The sequence below is a fragment of the Rhodococcus sp. P4_F3_2 genome, from assembly GCF_056401335.1.
Window position 1 is genome coordinate 1 of record NZ_JBFUJN010000131.1, and the last position, 600, is coordinate 600.

Annotated in this window: 1 protein-coding gene; it reads right to left on the minus strand. The window is 39.7% G+C overall.

From position 1 onward, the window contains the following. Nucleotides 1–600: cation:dicarboxylate symporter family transporter (locus AC1DWA_RS33085; protein ID WP_477917667.1), on the minus strand; the 600-nt coding region annotated here is incomplete at both ends.

Below are 600 nucleotides of genomic sequence, written 5' to 3' on the forward strand. Positions count from 1 at the left end.
GTCTTCCATCTTTTTGATAAGAGACGGTAAAACGGCTTCTGAACTTGCCGTTGTAAAAGCAAGAAGCAGCTCGTCTTTTAACACTTTTATCAGCGTAAACATGCTTGTTCCAGCCATTTTAGCAATAATTCCAAGAACCACAAGCACAAAGAAAATCATGGTGAAGTAAACGGCGAACACTAATTTTCCTAATGGAATAAGTGATCCGACACCAAACTTTATAATATTAACACCAATAAGTGCAAATACACCTACTGGAGCAAACTTCATCACCAAATTAGTTACCCAAAACATTGCATCCAAGACGCCTTCAAAAAAGGCTAAAACAGGTTTTCCTCTCTCTCCAATCGAAGCTACGCCTACACCAAACAGTACGGAAAATAAAATGATTGGTAAAAGATCGCCTTCTGCTACCGATTGAAAGACGTTTGTCGGAACAATATGAAGAAGCTCTTGAGCAATCCCTGTACTTTCAGACGTTTTTGCCGTTGCCTCATATTGAGAAATATCGCTTTTTTCAATATGTCCCATATCAACCCCTGCACCAGGGTGAAATAAGTTCGCGGCAATAATCCCCACTACAATAGCAATGGTTGTAAC